We start from the raw sequence: 19,884 nt of genomic DNA on the forward strand, positions 1-19,884 counted from the left end.
CTGTAACCTTTTTATCAATAAAGCGAACTACATAACAATGATAGAAGAAGAATTGCGAAATTTGATGTTAATGGCATTAGATGGTCATGCCGCGTCTTACCAGTTGTTGTTGCAGCAGACCAGCGGTTTGATACGCGCTTACCTCAGGCGGCGCCTGGTGCGCTTACCCGATGAGGTTGAAGATCTGGTACAGGAAACATTGCTCGCCATTCACACCAAACGCCATACCTATCGCCGGGAAGAACCCTTTACGCCGTGGCTGTATGCCGTGGCACGCTACAAAATGATCGACTGTTTACGCCGCCGATCACAGCACGAAGCATTGAACGACCCGTTTGATGATGAAATTGAATGGCTTGCAGTCAGCGATAACGAAGCGAACGATACAAAAAAGGATTTAGACAAGTTGCTAGAGACATTACCCGAAAACCAGCGTTTATCCATACAGCATACCAAGCTGGATGGCCTATCAGTCGCTGAGGCCGCGGCGGTCACCGGCATGTCAGTGCCGGCAATCAAGGTGAGTGTGCACCGTGGCATGAAAGCACTGGCAAAAATGTGGAAGGAACAAGCATGAAAACCGATGAACTCATCAGGATGCTCGCGACCGGCGTTGAGCCTGTTCAACAGCACCTGCCTGAAAAACTGATCAGCAAAGCTTTGCTGGTTGGTCTAGCGATCTCATTTATATTGCTGGTGGTGTTTTATGGCATCCGCCCGGATTTAAAACAGGTCAGCGCGACATTCCCTTTCTGGATGAAACTAGGTGTCCCGCTTGCCAATGTCATGCTGGGGCTGGTGTTTGCTTTTGCGCTGGCTCATCCAGGGAAAATCCCCAAAGTTGGTTATTGGGTATTATTTATCCCTGTTGCCGTGCTGTGGGTGTGGGCGATCTTATCCTGGGTCAACGCAGACACCAGCCAGCATGCCGATATGCTATGGGGCAAAACCTGGCGCGTGTGCATCAAAAACATTGCGTTTTTGTCGGTGCCAACAGCCGTTGCCACCCTGCTGGCTTTACGCAACCTGGCGCCCACCCAGCCAGTATTAAGCGGAGCGATTGCCGGCTGGTTAGCAGGTGGCGTCGGCGCCAGTGTGTACGCCCTGCACTGCCCTGAAATGGCAGCCCCATTCCTCGCGGTTTGGTATGTGCTTGGCATGCTGGTGCCCACAGCCATCATGGCCTGGATAGGCCATCACAGTTTACGCTGGTAAAGCCTGCCCCTTAAAAAGGGCTTTCAAGAATCAGCGTCAGGCATTCCTCAATATGGATGCACCGGTGCGAAAAAATTCATGGCAATGGCAGAACAGTCACTCCTGACTGAACGACAATTTAGTGAGGTTTATCTGACATTTCAATCAGAGCTAAGCTGATGACTGCGCTGTTCAGATTCCTTTAACCTACATTCCATAAGGTGCTGATTTTTTAATTGCATTCTCACACATTTAGTTGCAATCTGAATCTATAAACATGGCATGGTTCCTAACCTGTTACGTGTTTGCTATCCATAGCTATCAATACCCATTACACTGATACTTGTGCAATAAACAATGCGCCTTACTAAATAACCTGACTTAGGACGATGATGACAAATGCCTTGTGGTACTTACTCATCGGGGTTTTAATGTTAACCAGGGGGCTAAGCAAGACCTCCCTGCAAAAGCTTCCTTTCACTCCCGCCATCGTCTATCTGGCCATTGGTTTCCTGCTCGGCCCCTCAGTATTACATCTGTTTTATTTTGACCCTATCGAGCAATCTGCATTGCTGGAATCACTCACCGAAATCGCAATACTCATCTCATTATTTTCGGCAGGTGTGAAGATGCCTGTTCCCTTCAGGTTAAAAAAGTGGCGATTACCATTAAAGCTGGCCTCGCTATCCATGATGATTACCATTGGCTTGATCGCGGCTTTTTCGTATTTTGTCCTCAACTTGCATATCGGTGCCGGTGTATTACTTGGTGCCATACTGGCGCCTACAGACCCGGTTCTCGCTACCGATGCCCAATCTCGCTACCCGGGCGACAGAGATCAGCTACGGTTCACCCTGACCTGTGAGGCCGGTATTAATGATGGCTCTGCTTTTCCGTTTGTCATGCTGGGGCTAGGCTTGCTGGGATTACATGACTTGGGCGGATGGGGTTGGCAGTGGCTGTTGAAAGATGTCGTGTGGGCAACGTCCGCAGCCACCCTTATCGGTATCGCAGGCGGCATCATGGCTGGCAGGATAGTCTGGAAATTAAGAGGACGACAGTACAAACATGACGTACTGGATGACCTGGTTGGGCTCGGTTTAATCGCGATTGTCTATGGCATGAGCTTGCTGCTAAACGCGTGGGGATTTCTAGCAGTGTTTTTTGCGGCGGTTGCCCTCCGGCACACTGAACTCAAACTTGCACAAACCATTGGTGTCACAGCTGAACAACTGGGTGGGGGTGTAGAAGAAAGGCAAAACACTCAAGAAACAAACATTGAAGCGGATGACGAAACATTACCCACCATCGTCAGTGCAGAAGCCCTGGTGTTTAAAGAGCACCTGGAACGGCTATCTGAACTCATGCTGGTGCTACTGGTGGGTGGCATGCTGATGCTGGATTTCTGGAACTGGCGCACCATCAGCCTGGCTCTATTTGTTTTCCTGATCGCACGTCCGCTGAGTGTATGGATCGGATGGCTGCACACACAAACCTCGTGGCGCTTTCAAGGCACTGTGGCATGGTTTGGTGTGCGAGGCATAGGCTCACTTTACTACCTGATGTACGCGATCCAGCATGGTATTCCCCAAACCATGGCGAGGGATTTGACTCAGCTGACATTGATTGTGATTGCACTTTCAATCCTGGTGCATGGCATCAGTGTTAAACCGGTAATCAACAGTTTGGAGGACAAAACTCGATAACTGGGTGCATTCACTATAGCCATACAAAAAGATCGAATTCGATACTGACCGTTTTATGCTTTGCCTGCACCAGGTGCAGGTTTGATATTGAGAGGATGATCGTTAGCGCGCTTGATGCTATCCGCATCTTTTGAATCTGCTACGGCTCCATCGGCATGATCATTCTCAAGATGAGTGGAGGGGTCAATCGCGTTATCAATAATTTCTTCCACCAGGTTTTTAGAGTCTGTAGCCATTGTTATTCCCTTTGTATGTTCGATGATTGCGCTTGGTTCAGCTGCTTGAATCAGCATTCGCTCAATCCAGAATCTTGCATTCGCCAGCCATCGGTGCATCAGCCATGTCGCCCAAACCTTTACACTGAAGCTTGATATCTTGTCCTGGCTTCAGCTCAAACGCTTTTTCCCTGTCAGCCACAATGAATGCAAACTGCGGTTCCTTGTCTGGGTTCACGCCGCCTTTCAGGCTGACATAAGGCTCATTGATCGAATTCTTGTTCACGTCAACAATCGTGCCACTGACATTAAAAGTAGTGTCCTTGAATTTGTTATCAGCGGCGGCGGAGTTATCCGCGTATTCTTTAGCGATCTCGCTGGCGGTTGTTTCCATAGGCGGCTGCTCTTCCACCATTTGGTTATCCGATGTTCTTTCTTCTTCTGGGGGCCGGTCACAGCCCATTAAACTAAACGTCATCAGGCCAACTGAAATTCCGTAAAAACACTTTTGTAAATTTTTCATCATTTTCTCCATTTTTTTGCGCTTGCCAAAGGCATACCAAAAGCACCTGATCATGTAAATGATGCTTTATAAGTACTTGGTAATCAGACTTTCAATTAATTAACAGCGGCTTCAGCCTCATAAATATCGCGCATATGCTTCACCAGATTGTGATTACGTTTAACGCCTTCCACCTGACGTAAAATCAGTGTCCGTATATCGGCAGGCAGTTCTTGTTCCAAAGCATGACGGTAAGCTGCCAGAGCAACATCCTCGCCGCGTTCAGTCTCATTTAATACGGCCAGGTTATCGTTACTTGTCAGTGCAGTTTTAATATCCAGCCAGCGTCTGTGCAATAAGCCGCCAATAGAGGTAGAGTCAACGGGCTCGCCGCCGAGTGCGCGTACCTGATCCTGCAATTCACGCACACTTGCACTTACCTCTTTCGAACGGCGCAAGAAGAAATCTTTCAAACGCGCGTCATCCGCATTTTTTGCCGAACTGCGAAAACCTTCTTCGCCATCTTTCGATGTTTCAATCAGATGATTCAGCAAGGCAATTACTTCGTTGTTATCCATCATTCCAATCTCCGGGTTCAATTTTTGATAGTCGATGACAAAGTATGCCAAGTACGCTTCAGTGCATGCATAGGGCGGATTCTTAAATAGTCGTAAGATTCCACCTTCGAGATCAGCTATTACCAGACCAATAGATATAAAAAAAGACCCAAGCATCACCTTGGGTCTTTTTTTATATCTATTTTATCTAGGGTGACTCACATGGCTAGTGAGTCGGTGTTTCAGTCCACGCTTCCATGGCCTCCTCACCAGGTCGATCAACGACCACCTTGCCGTTTTCAATACCGGTCACCCAGCTGGTGGGAATATAGTGATGCTGACCCTGCTCATCTTTCTTGAGCTTGATGGAATCACTGCCTTCCATATGGTCAACGGTGGCGAACTGGCCGCCTTGCGAACAGACCACTGGCATTTCTGGAACAATTCTATTGGTATTCATGGCACTCTCCTTTATTAAGTCGGACTACTGGTTTTACGAATGGATGGCGGCTTCAGCATCAAACACATCGCGCAACTGTTTCACCAGCGCATGGTTACGTTTGACGCCTGCCAACTGGCGGATAACCACCGCTCGGATATCATGCGGCAACTCAATCTCCAAGGCATCGCGGTAAGCCGCCAGAGCCACCTCTTCGCCTCGTTCAGTTTCATTCAGCACAGCGAGGTTATCGTTAGCGGTGAGGGCGGTTTTAAGGTCAATCCAGCGCCTATGCAATGTGCCACCGATGGAAGTGGCGTTGACTGGAACGCCACCTAAGGCGCTAACCAAAGCCTGCAATTCACGCACACTTTCACTCACTTCTTTTGAACGCCGCAGGAAGAAATCTTTCAAGCGCGCATCATCGACATGCTCTGCAGCACTGCGGAATCCCTCTTCACCATCTTTGGATATCTCGATTAACTCATTCAAGATGGCAATCACATCATTGTTATCAACCATGTTTAGTCTCCTGAAATAGATTTAGAAAATACATGATTGAAGTATGGCGGAGTTAATTGAGGCGCTCCATCAGCGTTATCGTAAAAGGCTGTAGGAATCTCTTTAAGGTTAATATGTCAGAATTGCTCAGGCTTGAAATTATTTAGAAATAACCACTAAAGGAATCATGATGGAAGCTTCGCTACACACCCTCAACAACCTGTTTGCCCAACTCGGCTTACCTTCAAAGGATGAAGAAATCGAAACCTTTATTCAAACGCACAGCCATTTAGCAGGCTATATTACACTCGCTGAGGCACCCTGGTGGACACCAGCACAAGCCGCATTCTTGCGTGAAGAGATCTTGAAAGACGCCGATTGGGCAGAGGTGATAGACCAACTGAATGCCAGGCTGCATAAAAAATAAACAAGAAAACGGGCACATTGCCCAGTTGCGCCCGATTACCTGTTGACCCGCTAAATCCCTTTAAATCACGTCCCGGCCTGGCTACTTGCCAAGGCTATCAGCAGTTTCTTGCTGTAAATGATATTGAAGCTTTGGCCTAAACCTGTTTTTATCTCATCCCTGACGCGCTTTCTTAAAATATAAGCGCATAATATGATTGATACTCAACTAATAGAGTCATTTCACCTGTTGAAACCATAACAAATAATACATGCCAGCTGTCATGAAAATGACAGCATGGCTGTCAAGGGGCATGCGTCGTGAATTCTGATTCAGGCAAACGCAGTTACTGGGGTATGTTTTCAAACTATTACCTCAGAGTGGTCAACTCCGGTGCATCCGAGGCAACCGGTCTACCCCCTTCTTTCACCAGGTCACTGGTCATCAATGTTGTCGGGCTGGTGATCATCCTCGGGTGTGTGTTACTGGTAATACTTACCTGGCATGGCGTGACCAGTACCGACAAAGCCGCCAGGCAAGAGGTCTCAAACGCCCTGACGCAAGCCACCTCGAGATTGAATATCCTCATGCTTGCGGCAGAAATGACAGCCAGTTCAGCCGAGCGGGTCGCACAATCGTTTTCCGTGAATGAAAATACAGTGCGCCCGATACTGGAAAACTCATTAGCTGCACTTGAACAGCGCCCTGAATTAAGCTATCTCGGCCTGGTACTCGCTGCCACAGGCGAGTATGTCAACATCGAACGCACTGCTGGCGGAGATATATTTCTCTGGCATTTTCCCCCGCAGATCAGCACCGAGCAATACGTACAAACATTCAGGCTGGAGCGAAACGGGTTTAATCCGCACCAGTCATTGCCTACCAAGGGTTATGACCCCCGTACCCGGCCATTTTACCAAGCCGCGCTCAGTGCCAAATCAGAAGGCACCTGGATTCCTGCATACCAATGGATAGAACACGCGCGCCAGGAAAATCCCCTGTGGGGTCTGAGTTATGTAAAAGCGCTCAGGGATGAATCCGGGGCAGTGACAGGCGTACTGGATGCGGATTTTGACCTGCCCGCATTGAACCGGTTTTTAAAAGCCCTTTCTGCAGAGTACAACACGCGCCTGTACATTATCGAAATGGGGGCAACCCCGCGCATGATCGGCGGCCCTGAGATTGACCGCGCACCCCAGGAGCTCCCGCCTGAGTTTTCCGCAATCACCACTTTTTCTGAAGACACCCATGTCACGCACATGTCTTTAGATGGAGAAAAGCAGTGGGTAGCGGCCCGCCGTCTTCAATTAACAGGCGGCAACGCCTGGATAGTGGTTTCCTCCAAAATCACACCGGTGATTGAATCGTCATTGCAGCGCCAATTATGGCAGATACTGGCCATGGGGGCGGCGATTGTGATCGCCCTGGTGCTTGTCTCGCTGAGGCTCGCTTATCGTTTCGGCAAACCGCTTGAAGAATTAGAGAGTCAATTAACAAACAATGGGCAACCTTCGCCAGGAATATTCCCTGCAAAAACGACCTCTGCATGCAAGGGTTTCCGGGAAACGCAGAAACTAAGAATGGCCCTGGAAGGCATGGCGGAGGCCATGCACCAGCAAGTACTCGCGCAAGAGCAGCAACTCGCCTCTGCCAAATTAAAAAGCGCTATCTTCGATTTCACCTCCGCCATCATTTTCAGCCTTGACCACAACCTGCGCGTCATAGAATGGAACACCTCTGCCGAGAGTGTATTTGGTATCCAGTGGGAAGATGTTTTCGGCAAATGGATAGGCGATATCGTCAAAACGCCGGATGCCTCAGTCGAGTGGACCGACATTCTCAGCGCGCCGGATAATGCGGTTTATCAATTCACCAGCGTCAAAGGCATATTTGATGCAGAGTTGAAAGTCATGCACTTTCACCAGGCCGGGCATGAAGTCTATACATTTATCCTCAATGACATCACCGAAAGTAAACGCCTGGAGCAAAAGCTGAGGCAGGACCTCAACTATGCGGATGCCGTGCTCAACAGCTTGCCTGGCGTTTTCTATCACTACGATGAAAGTTTGCGCTTATTGCGCTGGAACAACAATTTCGAGCAGATCAGTGGCTACTCACAAAGCGAACTGGCTGGCGCCGACCCTATGATGTTCTTCGCAGAGGAAGATAAAACGCTGGTGCAAAGCCGTATCGTCGAAGTGATGGAAAAAGGCGAGTCATCAGTGGAAGTGGATTACCTGCTGCGGGATGGCCGACGCATTCCCTATTTTTTTACAGGGGTGCGTTTTGAGCATGCAGGTAGCCAGGGATTTGTCGGGGTAGGCACCGACATCACAGAGCGCAGGCAAGCGGAACAAAGGATTCGCTACCTGGCTTTGTATGATGCCTTGACGGGTTTGCCGAATCGTAACCAGATCGAGGAAAGCATCCAGCAAGCGATTTCCATGACGCGCCTGAGCGAGCGCTCTTTCGCGCTGCTGTATATCGATCTGGAACGCTTTAAGATTGTGAATGGCGGCTATGGCCATTTATTCGGCAATGCCGTGCTGAAGGCAGTGGGTGAGCAACTGGTGAATCTTGTGCATGCAGATGATGTGGTGGCGCGTCTCGGTGGCGATGAATACCTGATATTGATACAGAACACCCGCCAGCCATTAGATGCGACCAGCATCGCTGCCAGCATTCTCGAACACTTCAGCCCTCCCATCCAGGTACAGCATCAGGATATTCATTTATCCATCAACATCGGCATCAGCATCTATCATACAGAGAGTGAAACGGTAGATAGCCTGATCGACAATGCCGAGATCGCTATGTATAAGGCCAAAGAACTCGGCAATAATACCTTCCAGCTTTATAGTCCTGACATGGGGCTTAAAACCCAGCACCGGATTGATCTGGAAATTAAATTGCGTAGCGCCATTGCTGAAAATCAATTGCATCTGGTTTACCAGCCAAAAGTGAATTTAAAGACTGGCGAGATCAGCGGCTGTGAAGCGTTGATTCGCTGGACGCAACCGGAATTAGGCATGGTCTCCCCGATGGACTTTATTCCTATCGCAGAAGACTCCGGTTTGATTGTAGGGATTGGAGACTGGGTGTTACGCACTGCTTGCCTGCAAGGCAGCGCATGGATAGCAGCAGGTCTGCCGCCGATATGCATCGCAGTGAACATTTCAGTACGCCAATTTCTGCAACAGGATATGGTGACCTGGGTTGCGCGCACGCTGCACGAGACCGGATTGCCGCCTGAATGCCTGGAACTTGAGCTGACCGAAAGCCTGATCGCGCAAGACGTTGAAAGTGTCACCGATACCATCAATCAGCTTAAAGAAATCGGGGTGAAACTTTCTATTGATGATTTTGGTACAGGATATTCGAGCTTGAGCTATCTCAAGAGCTTTCGCGTAGATACCTTAAAAATCGATCAATCATTCGTCCGTAACATGCTCACCGAGACCGAAGATGCCACCATTGTGCTGGCGGTGATTGCCCTGGCCCACAGCCTGAAATTCAAGGTGATTGCCGAAGGGGTAGAAACCGAGCAGCACTGCAAATACCTGCAACTGCATGGTTGCGATGAGATGCAGGGCTATTATTTCAGCAAGCCGATCGTGGCCACAGAATTCGTCTCCCTTGTGCAAAGTGGTCACAAATTAAATATCGCTGCCTCGCAGGAGGATTTAACGTCATGACACCGGTTATCGCCCAGGCAGTTGGGCACACCTCAGCGTGGCTTACCCTCCGCTAAATCCTTAGTCTGCATATCGTCATACAAGCTTGATTGCCCGCTATCTCCTTCCCGAAAGACCTGGTATGTCTTTTTGTCATAATTCAGTGGCATTGAATGAACTAATACGGTTCAATACCGAACAAAGAATAGGCTTCATCCCTGGCAATGAAGTTTAAGTGAAGCACTTATTTTTTGGCGCTACAAATCAATCATTGAATCTCATCATCACAACATATGAACACGCACCCCAATCGTAGTATCACAATAAACAACAATAACCTTACACGTGAAGATATACGGGCTTATTTTCATGACACTGCGGATGTGTACGAAGCATTGTTTCAGGTGTTAAAAAGCGACGAAGCCTATTACGTCAAACCCATTGCCTTAAGGCATCCGCTGATTTTTTATTACGGTCATACCAATACTTTTCTGATCAATAAACTCGTCCTGGCGGGTTTAATCTCTCAACGTGTCAATCCGCAATTTGAGTCGATGTTTGCGGTAGGTGTTGATGAAATGGGTTGGGATGATGTCAACGAGATGAACTACACCTGGCCGACGCCTGCCGAGGTCAAGGCCTATCGTGCCAGCGTTCGCCAGGTGGTCGATGCACTGATCAATACACTGCCGTTTCATTTGCCGCTGGATTGGGAGAGCCCCTGGTGGCCCATCCTGATGGGCATCGAGCATGAACGCATTCATCTGGAGACCAGCTCGGTATTGATCCGGCAACACGCGCTGCAATTTGTACAACCACACCCTGACTGGGCAGCCTGCCAGACACAGGATGCGCCTGCACCCACCAATAGCCTGGTAGACATACCGGCCAGGGATATACAGCTCAGCAAATCCACCGATCAATACGGCTGGGATAACGAATACGGCCAGTTTAAAGCGCATAGCCCGGCCTTTCAGGCGGCAAAGTACCTGACGTCAAATGCTGAATTTTTAAGCTTTGTGGAAGCCGGCGGTTACCAGAAGGATGAATACTGGCTGGAAGAAGGCCTGGCCTGGCGACGATATACGCAAGCCGAGCATCCGACATTCTGGGTAAAACATAGCGATAGCTGGAAACTGCGCTTAATGACCGAAGAGGTCGATATGCCGTGGAGCTGGCCGGTGGAAGTCAATTACCACGAGGCAAAAGCATTCTGCAATTGGCATTCTGCAAACATTGGCAAGCCAGTCCGCATGCCAACCGAGCATGAATGGTATAGTCTCTATGAACATGCTGGTTTGTCAGATGAAAAGGGTGCAGGTAGTACGAATGCCAACCTGTTCCTTGATCATTTTGCGTCCCCCTGCCCGGTAAATCAGTTTGCGCATGGCGAGCTGTTTGATGTGGTGGGTAACGTCTGGCAATGGACTGAAACGCCTATTTTCCCGTTTGACGGTTTTCAAGTGCATCCTTTATACGATGATTTCACCACCCCGACGTTTGATGGCCGCCATAACCTGATCAAAGGCGGCTCATGGATTTCCACCGGCAACGAGGCACTTAAAAGTGCCCGTTATGCGTTCAGGCGACATTTTTTTCAACATGCAGGATTCCGCTATATTGTGACTGACACTCCCGTCGAAGATAACGCATCGCACTATGAGTCAGATAAACTGCTTTCGGAGTATGCCGAGTTTCATTATGGCGACAGCTATTTTGGAGTGCCTAATTTCCCCAAAGCACTGAGCGAGTATGCGATACAAAGCCTGCAATCCAAACCAGCCAGAACTGCCCTGGATCTAGGCTGTGCGACAGGGCGCGCCACCTTTGAGCTGGCCAGGCATTTTGATCACGTGACCGGCATTGATTTTTCCGCGCGCTTTATCGGCCTCGCCCTCAAGTTAGCGCAGCAAGGCGTGTTGCGTTACACCATGGCCACCGAAGGGGATCTGGTCAATTACCAGGAACGCAGCCTCACTGCGCTGGATTTAAATGCGGTGACGGATAAAGTAGATTTTTGGCAAGGCGATGCTTGCAACCTCAAGCCACAATTTACCGGCTACGATTTTATTCTCGCGGCCAATTTAATTGATCGACTCTATAGCCCGCGTCAATTCCTGAGTGCCATTCATGAACGCCTGAATATAGGCGGTGTGCTGATGATCACCTCCCCCTATACGTGGCTGGAAGAACACACCCCACGCGAGGAGTGGATCGGTGGCTATAAAAAAGATGGTGAGAATGTGACCACCCTGGACGGCCTGAAAGAAATACTGGGCAAGCACTTTAAACTCATGCAGCCGCCCGTAGATATCCCGTTTGTGATTCGTGAAACCAATCACAAGTTTCAGCATACGCTTTCTGAAGTGACGCTATGGGAACGCATCCGTTGACCGCCTTGTTTGATCAACCCATCGCCCGCGAGGGTACTCAGTCACTGAAATATGATGGCAGAGTCGCCACCTTTGGCACCGATGACGTGATGCCGATGTGGGTAGCCGATATGGACTTTGCGGTGCCGGAAGCCGTCACCAAAGCACTGCAAACCCGCGCAGATCATCCGGTATTTGGTTACTCGATGGCGCCGGAAAGCCTGTATCAAGCGCTGATAGACTGGTTGCTGGTACACCATGACTGGCGAGTGAAGCGCGAGTGGATTGTACTGACACCGGGCGTGGTGCCTTCTTTGAACCTGGTGGTGGCCGCGTTAACTGCAGAACAGGCAGGCGTGATTGTGCAGCCACCTGTTTATTTTCCGTTCTTTTCTGCAGTCACCAACCAGCATCGTCGTTTGATTGAAAACCCGCTGCGGTTAACAGACGATGGCACGCTTTCTTACCAGATGGACATCGCCCAGCTGGAGGCGTGTGCCAAAGATGCCGAACTGTTGCTGCTGTGCTCGCCGCATAATCCGGTTGGCCGCGTCTGGCAAAAAGACGAGTTACTTGCGTTGCTGGCCATCGCTGAAAAACACGATTTGATAATTTTAAGCGATGAGATTCATGCCGATCTGGTATACACAGAGGTGCCACACGTCCCTTTAAGCCGGTTGAGCAATGAATCTGAACCAGCCTCACCAGAAGCATCGCACCGTATCATCACCGCCGTTTCCCCCAGCAAAACCTTTAACATCCCAGGCCTCGGGCTGTCTGCCCTGATCATCCCGAACGAGACACATCGAGGCGCCATCCAAAGGCATCTGCAAAACATCGGCGTTTCAGTCACCAATCCATTTAATCTTGCCGCGTTTGAAGCCGCCTATCGCGAAGGCGGTGAATGGCTGCGTGCGTTAATGGCCTATTTGCAGGACACGCGTGATGAAGCCATCGCGTTTATCAACACCCATTTACCCGACATCCGCATCATTAGCCCGCAAGCCACCTATTTGCTGTGGCTGGATTGCCGTCAGCTACAACTGGATGATGCCGCGTTAAACCGCTTTTTTATTGAAGAAGCCAAATTAGGCTTATCCCCCGGTGCCCTATTTGGCCGCGGTGGCGAAGGCTTTATGCGCATGAACATCGGCACGCCTAAAGCCAATGTGCTGGCTGCCCTCTCGCGCCTACAGGCAGCCCTGGCAGGCCGGTAGTTAATGCCTTTTCACCAATCCAGCAACCCCATCAATATTCAACACCGAGAGGTCCATATGCTGCAAATGCGATTGTTCATAGTAGGGATGCTGGTCTGTTGTATGGCGCATGCTAATACCCTGGAAGAAGCCAAACAGAAGCTGTCGCAAAAAGATTTCGCGGCGGCGCATGCCATTTACTTATCCCTTGCCAATCAAAACGATGCCAAGGCCTGCTACAACCTCGGCCTCATGTACCACGATGGCGACGGCGTGAAGCAGAACATGGACGAAGCCGTGAAATGGTATACAAAATCGGCCGACCTCAATTATGCAGAGGCGCAGTACATGTTGGCCACGCTGGTGTTCAGGCGTGAAATCCAGAGCATCCCTTATGCAAGGGCGGCGCAGTATTACCAGCAAGCGGCAGAGCAAGGCCATGTGAAATCGCAGTTAAACCTGGGCATGCTGTATTTCCGTGACGACGTGATCCCGCAAGACCTGGCGGCATCATTCAAATGGATAAGCCTGGCAGCAAGCAACAACAATAGCGAAGCCCAAGGCTACATGGCCAATATCTACATGCAAGGGATAGGCGTAGAAAAAGATCCCGTCAAAGCTGCGATGTGGTTGATGCTGGCCACACAAAACGAAGATAAGCACCTGGTTAACCGTCACACCAAAATGTTGAATTACACCGCCGCACAATTGACGCCTGAGCAGGTTGCCTCTGCAAAAAAATTGGCCGCACAGTGCAAAAACCAGCAACTCAAACACTGCTAAGCAAAATTTTCGTGAAGTCCCCCACCGCTTTTATCATCTTCATTTAGAGAATCGCCAGCCCTATGCAGCCCTCTAAAAGTGACTCCGGCCCGGCGGTTGAAAAACGCCAATCACAAGATTGGCAGGTCATTCAGCATTTATTGCCTTATTTAACGGCTTACAAGGCACGTATCTTTTTTACTTTGCTGTGCCTGGTCATCGCCAAAGCTGCCAACCTGGGCGTGCCTATCATGCTAAAAAAGCTGGTAGACACCATGAGCATTCACACCCCGGCACAAGCCTTACTGGTGGTGCCGGTGAGTTTGATTGTGGGATATGGTTTGTTGCGACTGTCAGCCTCACTATTCGCTGAGTTACGTGAGCTGATTTTCTCAAAGGTGACCGAGCAGGCAGTGAGACAGGTAGGGTTGCAAGTGTTTAACCACCTGCACGCCTTGTCATTGCGGTTTCACTTGTCGCGGCAAACGGGGGGCATGACACGCGACATTGAGCGCGGCACCCGTGGCATTCAATCGTTAATCTCCTTTTCGCTTTACAGCATTATCCCCACCTTCATAGAGCTTGCCATGGTGCTAGGCTATTTTTTGTATGCTTATGACATCTGGTTTGTGGTGGTGACGTTTATTGCGCTTTTTTGCTATATCGTTTTTACCGTGGTCGTGACCGAGTGGCGCACCCATTTCAGGCGTGAAATGAATACGCTGGATTCGAAAGCGAGTCAAAGCGCAGTGGATTCATTGATTAATTATGAAACCGTGAAGTACTTTGGCAATGAGCAGTTCGAATCTGCGCGTTATGGTGAAAATCTTAAAAAATATGCGCATGCCGCCATCAAATCGCAAAAATCACTGGCTTTTCTCAACGTGGGTCAACAAACCATCATCGTGATTGGCCTGGTGTGTATTTTAGCGCTGGCAAGCCAAGGGGTTGCCAGCGGCAAAATGACCATCGGTGATCTGGTGCTGGTGAATGTGCTGATGATCCAGTTATATATTCCACTGAATTTTTTAGGCGTGCTTTACCGCGAGATGAAGCAATCGCTGACAGACATTGATCGCATGTTTCACCTGCTTGATACGGGCCAGGAAATTGCCGATGCACCAAATGCTCAAGCATTGAAAATTCATTCTCCGACGTTGGGGCCACATGTGAGTTTCAAAGACGTGTGTTTTTATTATGAACAAGACCGTGGCATCCTGAATGGCGTGTCATTTGAGATATTACCTGGCCAAACCACGGCAGTGGTCGGACACAGTGGCGCGGGTAAAAGCACCCTTTCACGCCTGCTATTCCGCTTTTACGATGTGCAATCCGGCGAGATCCATATTGACGGGCAAGAGATTAGAATGGTCAAACAAGATAGCCTGCGACAAGCCGTGGGGATTGTGCCGCAGGATACGGTGTTATTTAACGACACGATTGGTTTCAATATCGGCTATGGCAAGCCGGGCGCTACTCAGGCTGAAATTGAAGCGGCGGCACAGTCTGCACAAATCCATGATCTTATTACGCGTTTACCAAAAGGTTACAACACAGATGTGGGAGAGCGGGGGCTCAAGCTGTCAGGCGGTGAAAAACAGCGCGTGGCCATTGCAAGAACGCTGCTCAAAAATCCTGCCCTGCTCATTTTTGATGAAGCGACTTCAGCGCTGGATTCTGAAACCGAACGCTCCATTCAAAACGAGTTGAATGCCCTGGCTAAAAACCGTACTACCTTAATCATTGCCCATCGCCTGTCTACCATCACGCATGCCCATCAGATTTTAGTCATGGAAGATGGTCAAATCATTGAGCGCGGTACGCATGCTTCATTATTGATGCTGGGTCAACGTTATGCAGAGATGTGGCGGGTACAGCATACTCAAACGCAGTCATAAAAGTATGCCGCTGAACGCCTCCCTCAACTTCACGTTTTGGCGCTTGAAAACTTGGTGACAGGATAGACCGTTGAACTTCGTCTCATCATGCTAGCCTCCTCTCACGATTGCTGCCTGCCAAACCATTAAATAAACAGGATGATCTTATGCACGCCCAACCATTAAATAAAGCCGACCGCATGCGAGGCGCACTGTGGGGAATGTTTATTGGAGATGCCTTGGCGATGCCAGTACATTGGTACTACAACATCGCAGCCCTCTGGCAAGACTTTGACCAAATCCGCGATTACCAGGCGCCCAAGGCACATCATCCAAACTCGATCATGCCCTTAGCCAACACTGCCAAAGCAGGCCGCGGCACCCAAGAAGGCGACATTGTCGGCAATGTGATTCTGAAAGGCAAAAAACAGTTTTGGGGGTTACCCAACGGCCATTATCACCAAGGCATGCAAGCAGGGGATAACACCCTGAACCTGTTATGTGCGCGTGTATTGATGCGCTCACTGATTGCCACCGGCCATCACGATCCGGCAGACTTTTTGCGTGAATACATCAGTTTTATGACCGAGCCAGACCGGCACAACGATACCTACGCTGAATCGTACCATCGTGATTTTTTTGCAAACTACGCACAAGGTGTCTCGCCAGAAAACTGTGCCGGCAAAGAAGGGCATGACACAGCCTCCATCGGTGGCCTGGTGAGTTTACCTCTGGTGGTGATGGCGACCTTATGCGAGGGCGACTTGGCAGCTTCCAATCAAGCAACTTTGACCCAACAACGCCTGACGCACCGCTCATCCGTGTTAGAAAAACACACGCTGGAACTCAGCCAGTTACTGTTTCATATTTTCCATGACACAGCGCCAGAGACAGAGCAGCTGGCTTGTGCGGCGGCCAACCGCCTGGGTTTTCCGGCGGCAAAAGTGCTTGCGCGTGTGCGCGCCAACCAGGGCTCAGATCGCGATATTATTGGTGGCATGCTCAGCCCTGCCTGCTATGTTGACCAATCGTTCCCTGCAGTGCTCTACCTTGCCGCACGCTACCATGATGATTTTGAAAAAGCATTGATAGCCAACACAAACGTGGGTGGTGATAACTGCCACCGGGGCGCCGTACTTGGTGCCATACTGGGTGCTTCACTGGGCGTGGAGGCCATCCCTCAACGCTGGATTCACGGACTCACTGCGTATGCTGAATTAAATGATGAGATAGAACAATTTATTACCTGTTTTGCATAAATTTATTTTAAAAATGTGATCGGGCTCAGGTAATGGTGCATATCGAAACAATAAAAAAAATAGCCCCTGCAGGGCTATTTTTTATTAAGGTGAAAACGCATTATTTCTCAGTGAATTTCTCATTCTCGAGCATTTTCCCTGGCTCCACATCCGGTTCATTTTTCCGGTCAATGGCAGGGTTTTTAGCCACATTCCCCAGGTTTTCTTTCACATCCTCTTGCTGTCTCGTATCTTTATCTACACTCTTCACCACAGTAGATTTTTCTTCCACGCCTGTTACAGGCACAGCTGAATCAAATGCCATCATCATCTCCAATTCAAGTTAAAATTTATTAGAAGCATTACTTCGCTAAAGCTCTTCTGCCGAATAAAATTTTCTGAATCCTTAAGTGGTTTTTCCACTGACTCGTCATAAGGTTCTAAATCCGGATCAACCAAAGTGTCATCATCGGGCTCAATCACAGACTCTACATCAGGGTCTACATCGGTAATATTTTTTGGATCATTAGCCATCTCACTCTCCTTTTTGCCGATCAGAAATGATAGTGATCATTGGTCTCAATATTTATCAGAAAAATGCTGATTATGTTGTGGGAGTTTTCAGACTGAATCATTGAAATATAGCCATTTAGCAGAAAGAATCAAATAAGCGTTTATTCTTTGATTATGGTGAATCCAACTTGATTGATTGTTCGTATATCAAGAGAAACAATCAAGTTTCTTGCCTGAACACGACACACTTCAAGGAGGTCACCCATGCACTTGCAAAAAAATAAAAAACTCATCTCTGCCCTATTCGCGACATTTTTTAGCGTAGGGGCTAATTCGGCATTCGCAGAAATGCCTTTAAGCAACAAGCTATTACTCACCGGCGGCGTTTCGCAAGTGGAAGGCGCAGCAGGTGGCGGTTTAACCCCTTGGGCCGTGATCGGCGGCTATGGTACCAATAATGAAGTGGGCGCTAACGTTCATTATTCATACTTAAAATCAAACGACTACAAACTCGACACCTACGGCGTCACATTCGGTTTGTTTGATCGCGTCGAATTCTCGGTAGCTCAACAAGATTTCGATGTTGGCAATTTGCGCAATAAAGTCACCGCTGGTTTAGGCGCAGACGTCATAGGCAGAGATACGCTTAACCAGATCATCGTCGGCTTAAAAGTCCGCGTATTCGGCGAAGCGGTACTTGATGCTGATACATGGGTTCCACAAGTGGCAGTCGGTGTGCAATATAAAGAAAACCAGGATAAAGAATTCATCAAGAGTGCTGTGATCGGTGCCAAGAGTGATCATGGTACTGATGTCTATATTGCAGCTACCAAACTGTTACTCGATAAAAATCTGTTATTGAATGGCACCCTGCGTTTCACTAAAGCCAACCAATTCGGTCTGTTAGGTTTCGGCGGCGCCAATCATGATAGTTATCAGCCTATGGTGGAACTTTCAGCTGCCTATTTATTGAGTAAAAAATGGGTGGTCGGTGCAGAGTACCGCATGAAACCAGACAACCTGAGAAGCCCGGCCAATGCCGCATTGTTTGGCGGAGCGAATGTTGTAGACCTGAAAGAGGATGACGCTTTCGATGTATTTGTTGCCTATGCGCCAACCAAAAATGTCTCCCTGACAGCCGCCTATGTGAACCTGGGTAATATCGCCACAGTAAAACCGGTAGGCGCTAACTATGGCAAACAAGATGCTGTTTACCTGTCAGCACAGTTCGGTTTTTAAATTCATTCAAACATTGAAACCGCTTATTACTTAATTAAGGAACACATCATGAATTTAAAAATGAACAAGATGCTTACGGCTATGCTGGCGGCTACAACCTTTATGCTGGCAATGCCGGTATGTGCAGAGATGGCAAAGGATCACAGCCCGAATCTGGGCAACACGCCGATGGAAGGTACAGAGACTTTTCAGGCGTTTGGTGGCAAAGCAGGCCTAACCAAAATTATGGATGACTTTATGGTTGGTTTAGTGGCAGACCCACGCACCAAACCATTTTTTGATAACAATAAACAAGCGCATATTAAAGCGATGCTGGTTGAACAAATGTGCGAGTTAATGAATGGCGGGTGCAAGTATCCTGGTCGCGATATGACTAGTTCGCACGCCAATATGAAAGTCAATCGTGAAGCTTTTAACGCTCTGGTAGAGCAATTTCAGTTTGCGATGGATAAAAACAATGTGCCATTTTCAGCACAAAACAAATTGCTGGCTAAACTTGCGCCTATGTACAGAGTGATTGAAACGACGGATGGTGCAGCCGTTCCTCCAAAGATGTAGCGTCATTAATCGCATCTTTTTTAGCCTACTAGATCAACATTTAGTAGGCTTTTTTCTTATGATCTCGACATGGCTAAATCTAAGGCTAGCATTTGCCAACACCCTCAGGCCTTATCTACATCTAATCCTAGTGTGATCAATCCGATGCAGATGAATTTTCAGCCTGGAGAAATTCGAGTAAGTGGGTGGCGAACCAATGGTTGTCACCGGGGAATCCTGCATGCCCGCCTGTTTCCGGGTATTCCAATGTCACTGAGCTAGAAACTTCATCCACTGTTGGTAAAGTGCTGGCAGGAATAAACGGATCATTCAAAGCATTGAGTATCAGGGTAGGTAAACGAATGGTTGGCAGCCAGGGTTTGGCGGCATTCTTTGCATAGTAATCATCAGCATCGGTGGCACCATATAAAACCGCAGTGACAGCATTGTCCATATCGTGAATGGTTTTAGCGGCCTTTATTTTATGCTCGTCTAATAATCCAGGGAACCGTTGTGATAACGCCAGCGCTTTAGGGCGCATAGAGCCCACAAATCCGGGTGTATAAAGAATCCGGTTCAAGCCTTTGTCCAACGCAGTGGCAGATGCTGCCAAATCAATGGGTGCGGAAACAGCAACCGCTTTATCGATCACACTCGCCGCTTTATCACCTTTTTCTCCAAGCCATTTGAGTAGCGCATTGCCACCTAAAGAAACACCCACCGCATAAATAGGCACATTGGGCGCATTGCTTCGCACACGGGAAAGTAACAACTCTATTTCTTCGGTATCACCAGCGTAATAAACACGCGGTAACCGGTTAGGCTCACCAGAACAGCCCCTGAAATGAATCACCACCCCGCGCCAGCCTTTAGCCTTCACCGCTGCCATCAGCAACCTGGCATAAGCACTTTGCGAGCTACCTTCCAGGCCGTGAAATAACACCACAATGGGGGAT

The 19,884-nt window shown here is 48.8% G+C and carries 20 protein-coding genes; 12 read left to right on the forward strand and 8 right to left on the reverse strand.

Annotated elements, in window-relative coordinates; all coding sequences use genetic code 11:
- Positions 1–31: 31 nt before the first annotated feature.
- The 3 genes from VK958_RS10525 (at position 32) to VK958_RS10535 (ending at position 2,900) form a co-directional block, all read left to right on the forward strand.
- Positions 32–577, forward strand: a complete 546-nt coding sequence (locus VK958_RS10525) for a sigma-70 family RNA polymerase sigma factor (protein WP_325241156.1) — start codon at positions 32–34, stop codon at positions 575–577.
- Positions 574–1,215, forward strand: a complete 642-nt coding sequence (locus VK958_RS10530; protein WP_325241138.1) for a DUF1109 domain-containing protein — start codon at positions 574–576, stop codon at positions 1,213–1,215. The genes VK958_RS10525 and VK958_RS10530 overlap by 4 nt, the downstream gene beginning before the upstream one ends.
- Positions 1,216–1,625: 410 nt before the next feature.
- Entirely contained in the window at positions 1,626–2,900 is a 1,275-nt protein-coding gene (locus tag VK958_RS10535; RefSeq protein WP_325241139.1) for a cation:proton antiporter, read from the forward strand.
- A gap of 53 nt (positions 2,901–2,953) precedes the next feature.
- Here the strand turns inward: VK958_RS10535 and VK958_RS10540 are convergent, their stop codons facing one another.
- The 5 genes from VK958_RS10540 to VK958_RS10560 all read right to left on the reverse strand — a co-directional run bounded on the left by VK958_RS10540 (position 2,954) and on the right by VK958_RS10560 (position 5,135).
- A complete protein-coding gene (locus VK958_RS10540) occupies positions 2,954–3,136 on the reverse strand; it encodes a hypothetical protein (RefSeq protein ID WP_325241140.1) in 183 nt (60 codons plus the stop codon).
- A gap of 61 nt (positions 3,137–3,197) precedes the next feature.
- A complete protein-coding gene (locus VK958_RS10545; protein WP_325241141.1) occupies positions 3,198–3,638 on the reverse strand; it encodes an OB-fold protein in 441 nt (146 codons plus the stop codon).
- A gap of 95 nt (positions 3,639–3,733) precedes the next feature.
- Positions 3,734–4,195, reverse strand: a complete 462-nt coding sequence (locus tag VK958_RS10550; RefSeq protein ID WP_325241157.1) for a PA2169 family four-helix-bundle protein — start codon at positions 4,193–4,195, stop codon at positions 3,734–3,736.
- Positions 4,196–4,400: 205 nt separating this feature from the next.
- Positions 4,401–4,634, reverse strand: a complete 234-nt coding sequence (locus VK958_RS10555) for a DUF2171 domain-containing protein (RefSeq protein ID WP_325241142.1) — start codon at positions 4,632–4,634, stop codon at positions 4,401–4,403.
- Between the two features lie 33 nt (positions 4,635–4,667).
- Positions 4,668–5,135 carry a PA2169 family four-helix-bundle protein gene (locus VK958_RS10560; RefSeq protein ID WP_325241143.1) on the reverse strand — a complete coding sequence of 156 codons (468 nt, stop codon included), beginning with the start codon at positions 5,133–5,135 and terminating at the stop codon, positions 4,668–4,670.
- Between the two features lie 169 nt (positions 5,136–5,304).
- On the opposite strand from VK958_RS10560, the gene VK958_RS10565 reads away from it, so the two are divergent.
- The 7 genes from VK958_RS10565 to VK958_RS10595 all read left to right on the forward strand — a co-directional run bounded on the left by VK958_RS10565 (position 5,305) and on the right by VK958_RS10595 (position 16,660).
- Positions 5,305–5,541 carry a DUF2789 domain-containing protein gene (locus VK958_RS10565; protein ID WP_325241144.1) on the forward strand — a complete coding sequence of 79 codons (237 nt, stop codon included), beginning with the start codon at positions 5,305–5,307 and terminating at the stop codon, positions 5,539–5,541.
- Positions 5,542–5,840: 299 nt separating this feature from the next.
- Positions 5,841–9,215, forward strand: a complete 3,375-nt coding sequence (locus tag VK958_RS10570) for a bifunctional diguanylate cyclase/phosphodiesterase (RefSeq protein ID WP_325241145.1) — start codon at positions 5,841–5,843, stop codon at positions 9,213–9,215.
- Between the two features lie 272 nt (positions 9,216–9,487).
- Positions 9,488–11,587: a 5-histidylcysteine sulfoxide synthase gene (gene ovoA, locus VK958_RS10575; RefSeq protein WP_325241146.1), complete on the forward strand. Its 2,100-nt coding sequence runs from the start codon at positions 9,488–9,490 to the stop codon at positions 11,585–11,587.
- Positions 11,569–12,783, forward strand: a complete 1,215-nt coding sequence (locus tag VK958_RS10580) for a MalY/PatB family protein (RefSeq protein ID WP_325241147.1) — start codon at positions 11,569–11,571, stop codon at positions 12,781–12,783. The genes ovoA and VK958_RS10580 overlap by 19 nt, the downstream gene beginning before the upstream one ends.
- Before the next feature lie 102 nt (positions 12,784–12,885).
- Positions 12,886–13,545: a tetratricopeptide repeat protein gene (locus VK958_RS10585; protein WP_325241148.1), complete on the forward strand. Its 660-nt coding sequence runs from the start codon at positions 12,886–12,888 to the stop codon at positions 13,543–13,545.
- A 62-nt stretch (positions 13,546–13,607) separates the two neighbouring features.
- Positions 13,608–15,422 (forward strand): ABCB family ABC transporter ATP-binding protein/permease, encoded by a 1,815-nt coding sequence (locus tag VK958_RS10590; RefSeq protein ID WP_325241149.1) that lies wholly within the window; start codon positions 13,608–13,610, stop codon positions 15,420–15,422.
- 146 nt (positions 15,423–15,568) lie between these two features.
- On the forward strand, positions 15,569–16,660 hold the full coding sequence (locus tag VK958_RS10595) for an ADP-ribosylglycohydrolase family protein (RefSeq protein ID WP_325241150.1): 1,092 nt from the start codon (positions 15,569–15,571) through the stop codon (positions 16,658–16,660).
- A gap of 100 nt (positions 16,661–16,760) precedes the next feature.
- Here VK958_RS10595 and VK958_RS10600 read toward each other — a convergent pair whose 3' ends face one another.
- Together VK958_RS10600 and VK958_RS10605 are read right to left on the reverse strand one after the other, a co-directional pair.
- Entirely contained in the window at positions 16,761–16,964 is a 204-nt protein-coding gene (locus VK958_RS10600; RefSeq protein WP_325241151.1) for a hypothetical protein, read from the reverse strand.
- 2 nt (positions 16,965–16,966) lie between these two features.
- On the reverse strand, positions 16,967–17,173 hold the full coding sequence (locus VK958_RS10605; RefSeq protein WP_325241152.1) for a hypothetical protein: 207 nt from the start codon (positions 17,171–17,173) through the stop codon (positions 16,967–16,969).
- Between the two features lie 243 nt (positions 17,174–17,416).
- Between VK958_RS10605 and VK958_RS10610 the strand changes: the two genes are divergently transcribed.
- Positions 17,417–18,391: a DUF3034 family protein gene (locus VK958_RS10610; RefSeq protein WP_325241153.1), complete on the forward strand. Its 975-nt coding sequence runs from the start codon at positions 17,417–17,419 to the stop codon at positions 18,389–18,391.
- Between the two features lie 48 nt (positions 18,392–18,439).
- The gene (locus tag VK958_RS10615) at positions 18,440–18,949 is read left to right on the forward strand and encodes a group I truncated hemoglobin (RefSeq protein ID WP_325241154.1); all 510 of its coding nucleotides are present in this window, start codon (positions 18,440–18,442) and stop codon (positions 18,947–18,949) included.
- Between the two features lie 136 nt (positions 18,950–19,085).
- Here the strand turns inward: VK958_RS10615 and VK958_RS10620 are convergent.
- The coding region (locus tag VK958_RS10620) for a YheT family hydrolase (RefSeq protein ID WP_325241155.1) at positions 19,086–19,884 on the reverse strand (799 nt) is incomplete at its 5' end.

It is taken from the genome of Methylophilus sp., from assembly GCF_035460085.1.
GTDB lineage: Bacteria > Pseudomonadota > Gammaproteobacteria > Burkholderiales > Methylophilaceae > Methylophilus.